The organism is Micromonospora echinofusca, from assembly GCF_017614955.1.
Classification (GTDB): Bacteria; Actinomycetota; Actinomycetes; order Mycobacteriales; family Micromonosporaceae; genus Micromonospora; species Micromonospora echinofusca_A.
The window spans coordinates 1-5149 of record NZ_WVUH01000431.1; the positions used below are offsets into that span (position 1 = coordinate 1).

Annotated in this window: 3 protein-coding genes and 2 pseudogenes; 3 read left to right on the forward strand and 2 right to left on the reverse strand. The window is 72.4% G+C overall.

Annotated features, from left to right (window positions below):
* Both GSF22_RS30230 and GSF22_RS30235 read right to left on the reverse strand, forming a co-directional pair.
* Positions 1–228 (reverse strand): annotated as a pseudogene (locus GSF22_RS30230) (amidohydrolase); the annotation flags it as partial.
* Positions 229–232: 4 nt separating this feature from the next.
* Positions 233–2596, reverse strand: a complete 2364-nt coding sequence (locus tag GSF22_RS30235) for an ATP-binding cassette domain-containing protein (protein ID WP_439957823.1) — start codon at positions 2594–2596, stop codon at positions 233–235.
* Positions 2597–2713: 117 nt separating this feature from the next.
* On the opposite strand from GSF22_RS30235, the gene GSF22_RS30240 reads away from it, so the two are divergent.
* From GSF22_RS30240 to GSF22_RS30250, 3 genes and pseudogenes are all read left to right on the forward strand, one after another.
* A complete protein-coding gene (locus GSF22_RS30240; RefSeq protein ID WP_208817323.1) occupies positions 2714–3679 on the forward strand; it encodes an ATP-binding cassette domain-containing protein in 966 nt (321 codons plus the stop codon).
* Between the two features lie 5 nt (positions 3680–3684).
* Positions 3685–4503: an ABC transporter permease gene (locus GSF22_RS30245; protein ID WP_439957824.1), complete on the forward strand. Its 819-nt coding sequence runs from the start codon at positions 3685–3687 to the stop codon at positions 4501–4503.
* A gap of 77 nt (positions 4504–4580) precedes the next feature.
* Positions 4581–5149: pseudogene (locus tag GSF22_RS30250) on the forward strand (hypothetical protein); the annotation flags it as partial.

Consider the following 5149-nt stretch of genomic DNA (forward strand, 5'->3'; position numbering starts at 1 on the left):
ATCCAGCCCCGACAACGACAACCCGGTATCCGTGCAGTGCACGTGCGCATCCACGAACGCAGGCGTCACCAACGCCCCGTCCAACTCCACCACCCGGTCCGCGCGCGGCGCATCCGCGTCCGCACCCAACCAGGCAATCCGCCCATCCGACACCAGAAGCGCCGTCGCGCTCGGATCCGCCGGACAGTGCAGCACTCCACCGCGGTACAACGTCGAGGGGTTCGTCATGGGATCAGTCTGCCGCCAACCGCGCCTCGAAAAGCGCACGCACCCCGGCAACCTCCCGCACCAGACCCAACGCCAACTCCGCGTGACCCGGCACGAAACCATTACCCACCAGCATCGTCACGTCCGCCGCCAGGCCCTCCGCACCCAACGCCGCCGCCGCGAAACTCGTCGCCATCGAGAAGAACACCACCGTGCCGCCGTCGTGCCCGGCACCCGGCCCCAGGTCGACGATCCAGTCGGCGCGCCCCACCACGTCCAGGTTGTGCTCGATGGTGACGACCGTGCTGCCGCCGTCGACCAGCCGGTCCAGCAGGACGATCAGCTTCGCCACGTCGTGCGGGTGCAGCCCGGTGGTGGGTTCGTCCAGGATGTACACCTGCGAGGTGCGGCCCAGTTCGCTGGCGAGCTTGATCCGCTGCCGTTCGCCACCGGAGAGGGTGTCCAGCGGTTGGCCCAGGGTCAGGTAACCGAGGCCGACGTCGTCCAGCGCGGCCAGCCGGGCGGCCAGCGCCGGTTCGGTGAAGAAGGCCCGGGCCTCGGTGACCGACATGGCCAGCACCTCGCTGATGGTGCGACCGCGCAGCCGGTACCGCAGGACGTCCTCCCGGTACCGCTGGCCGCCGCACGCCTCGCAGACGGTGGCCACGGTCTCCAGGAAGGCCAGGTCCGTGTAGATCATCCCGAGGCCCTGACAGCGCGGACAGGCCCCCTCGGAGTTCGCACTGAACAGCGCGGCCCCGACCCCGTTGGCCGAGGCGAAGCTACGCCGGATCAGATCCAGCAGCCCGGTGTAGGTGGCCGGGTTGGACCGCTTCGAACCCTTCGGCAGGGTCTGGTCGACGATGATCGCCTCCGGGTGGTGCTGCGGCAGGCAGCCCCGGATCAGCGCGCTCTTGCCGGAGCCGGCCACCCCGGTCACCACCGTGAGGACCCCGGTCGGGATGCGGACGTCGACGTCCCGCAGGTTGTGCAGGTCGGCGTGGGGGACGTGCAGCCAGCCGGTCGCCGGCCGGACCTGAGTCCGGATCGGTTGGCGGCGGTCCAGGTGCCGACCGGTGAGCGTACCGGCGGCGCGGAGTCCGGCCAGGTCGCCGGTGTAGACGATCTCGCCGCCCTGTTCGCCGGCGCCGGGTCCCATGTCGACGACGTGGTCGGCGATCGCGATGACCGCCGGCTCGTGCTCCACCACCAGGACGGTGTTCCCCTTGTCCCGCAGCGCGACGAGCAGCTCGTTGAGCCGGTGCACGTCGTGCGGGTGCAGGCCGACGCTGGGCTCGTCGAGGACGTAGGCGATGTCGGTGAGGCTGCTGCCGAGGTGGCGGACCATCCGGACCCGTTGGGCCTCGCCGCCGGAGAGGGTCGCGCTCTCCCGGTCCAGACTGAGGTAGCCGAGGCCGATGTGCACCAGGCTCTCCAGTCGGGCGGCGAGCGCGGTGACCAGCGGGGCCACCGGGCGGTCGGTGATGCCCCGGACCAGCGGGGCCAGGTCGCTCACCTGCATGGCGGTGCACTCGGTGATGGTCCGGCCCCGGACCCGGCAGGTGCGGGCGGCCTCGTTGAGCCGGGTACCGGCACAGCTCGTGCAGCGGCCGGCGGTCGCGATCCGGGCCACGTCGGCGCGCAGCTGCGCCGGTACCTGGTCGAGTTCCCTGCCGAGGTAGAGCCGCTTGAACCGGGGCAGCAGACCCTCGTAGGTGGAGTTCATCGTGCCGCCGACCGTCGGCAGCTTCACCTTCAGCTTGCGGGCCGGCCCGTGGAGCAGGTGGTGCCACTCCTCGTCGGTGTAGTCCCGCAGCGGCTTGTCGTTGTCGAACAGGCCGGACTGGGCGTAGAGGTTCCAGTACCAGGAGTCCACCTCGAAGGCGGGGAACCGGATCGCCCCGGTGTTGAGCGACCGGTCCCGGTCGAGCAGTTCGTCCAGGGACACCCGGGTGGCCCAGCCGAGGCCGTCGCAGTCGGTGCACATCCCCTCCGGGTCGTTGAAGGAGAAGTGGTGGGCCGGTCCCACGCGGGGTTCACCGACGCGGGAGTAGAGCAGCCGGAGCATGGCGTACGTGTCGGTCACCGTGCCGACGGTGGAGCGGGAGTTGCCGCCCAGCCGCTTCTGGTCGACCACGATCGCCGCCGACAGGTTGCGCAGCTCGTCGACGTCGGGCTGCGCGTAGTGCGGCATCAGTCCCTGGATGAACGCCGTGTACGTCTCGTTGACCAGGCGCCGGGACTCGGCGGCGATGGTGCCGAAGACCAGTGAGGACTTGCCCGACCCGGAGACCCCGGTGAACACGGTGATCTTCCGTTTCGGCACGTCCAGGGAGATGTTCCGCAGGTTGTGCTGGCGGGCGCCCCTGATCTCGATCTTCTCGCCGATGGCTCTGCTCTCCTGTGGTCCGGGTTCGCGTACAGGGTAGGCGCCGGGATTGGCGACCGGGAATCGTATGCGCTACCGTACGTTGTACGGCAAGCCGGGACGTGAGGGGGACGTGACGTGACGACAGTCGGATCGGCCGTGCGGGTGGCGGGTGTCCGGAAGCGGTACGGGGACCGCGAGGTGCTGGCCGGCGTCGACCTCGACGTCACCGCCGGTACGGTGTGCGCACTGCTCGGCCCGAACGGCGCGGGCAAGACCACGCTCGTGCGGATCCTGGCCACCCTGTTGCGCCTCGACGGCGGCCGGGCCGAGGTCGCCGGGTTCGACGTGGCCACCCAGGCGGCCCGGGTGCGGTACCGGATCGGCGTCGTCGGGCAGTACCCGGCGGTCGACGAGGTGCTCAGCGGCCGGCAGAACCTCGAAATGTTCGGCCGGCTGTGCCGGTTGACCGGCCCGCAGGCCCGGCGCCGCGCGACCGACCTGCTGGACACGTTCGGGCTGGCCGACACGGGGAGCAGACCGGTGCGGGCGTACTCCGGTGGCATGCGCCGCCGGCTCGACCTCGCGGTCGCGATGATCCTGACCCCGGCGGTGCTCTTCCTCGACGAACCGACCGTCGGCCTCGACCCCCGGGGCCGCAACGAGGTCTGGCAGGCGGTGCGTGACCTGGTCGGCGCCGGCACCACGGTGCTGCTCACCACGCAGTACCTCGACGAGGCGGACCAGTTGGCCGACCAGGTCTGTGTGCTCGACGCCGGACGGGTGCTCGCGCGGGGCACCCCGGAGCAGCTCAAGTCCCGGCTCGGTGGGGACCGGATCGACCTGGTCGTCCGGGACGCCGTCGACCTGCCGGCGGCGGCGGACCGGTTGCGCCGGATCGGCGCCGACGCGCCGACGGTCGATCCGGACGAGCGGCGGATCAGCGTACGGATCACCGACCGGGGCGCGCTGACCGAGGTGGTCCGGGGACTGGACGCCGACGGCGTGACCGTGGCGGACCTGGTACTGCGCCGACCCACCCTGGACGAGGTGTTCCTGCACCTGACCGGCCACCGGTCGGAGCCGCAGGAGGTGGCGGCGTGACCACCGTGGTCCGTACCCCCGTGCCGGGCCCGACGGGCCGGGCCGCCGCCCTGCTGGCCGACAGCACGACGCTCACCCGGCGGGCCCTGGCCCACTGGCGCCGCGACCCCGGCCCGCTGGTCGCCTCGCTCGGCTTCAACGTCCTGTTCGTGCTGATGTTCGTGTACCTCTTCGGCGGGGCGTTGCAGGTGCCGGGCGGCGGCAGCTACCCGGACTTCCTGATGCCCGGGATGTTCGCGATGACCATGCTCTTCGGGGTCGGGCTGACCGCCGCCGCCGTGGCCGCCGACCGGGAGCGCGGGGTGACCGACCGGTTCCGGTCGATGCCGGTCTCCCCGCTGGCCCCACTGGTCGGGCGGGCGGTGGCGGACCTGCTGTTCGCCACGGTGACCCTCGGGGTGATGCTGGTGACCGCCCTGGCCGTCGGCTGGCGGGCCACCGGTGGTACCGGGCGGGTACTCGCCGCGCTCGGCCTGGTCCTGCTGCTCCGCTTCGCGCTCGTCTGGGTGGGCAGTTGGCTCGGCCTGACCCTCACCGGGCAGACCGCGCTCACCGGCGTGCAGACCCTGGAGTTCCCGCTGGGCTTCCTGTCCAGCGCGTTCGTCGCCCCGGCCACCATGCCCGGCTGGCTCGGTACGGTGGCCGACTGGAACCCGCTGTCGGCCACCGTGGGGGCGACCCGGCAACTCCTCGGCAACCCGGGCTGGGGTGGGGAGAGCTGGGCGGCCCAGCACCAGTTGCTGCTCGCGGTGCTCTGGCCGGTGGCGTTGACCCTGGTCTTCCTGCCCCTCGCCGTGCACCGCTACCGCGCGCAGGAGCGGTGATGCCGGCACGGACGTTAGGAAGGGCCCCTTCCTATACCGAAAGCGATAACAGGGGGCCCTTCCTAACCCTTGCGGCGGTGTTCGAACCGGCCGATCCACCCCGCGCCGGCACGGTGGCCTTCTTCGACCCGGCCGGCGCCCCGGGGATGGTCGGCGCCGCACAACCGGCCGGCACCGACCCGGTGGTGGGCGCCGGGCTGCCGGGGCGGCCCGAGACGCGGGAACTGGCCCTGCCCGGCGAGGACGGTGCGGTGGTACGCCGTACCGTGCCGGTCCGGGTGGTGCCGGTCGCCGAGGCGCTGCCACTGCTCGCCACCCTGCCGGACGGGCCGGCGGTGTCCGGTGCGACCGGTACCCATCCGGCCACCCGGTTCTGGGCGGCGGTGGCCGGCACCGGACTGCACCTCGTCGCCCGGGGGCGGCTGCTGCCTGGGGTCTCCCCGGCCGGCTTCGGTGCCTGGCGGGCCGGCCCGTTCGACACCGCTGACATCGAGCGGATCCGGTCGCTCGCGGCGGCGATGCCGGCGACCGCCCGGGCGGTACCCGTCGACGGCTGCTCCCTCCTGCTGCCCGAGGCCGAGTACCTGGTCCGGGCCTTCCTCGACGTGGTGGCCGACACGTTGCCCCGCACCCCCGCCCCCGTACC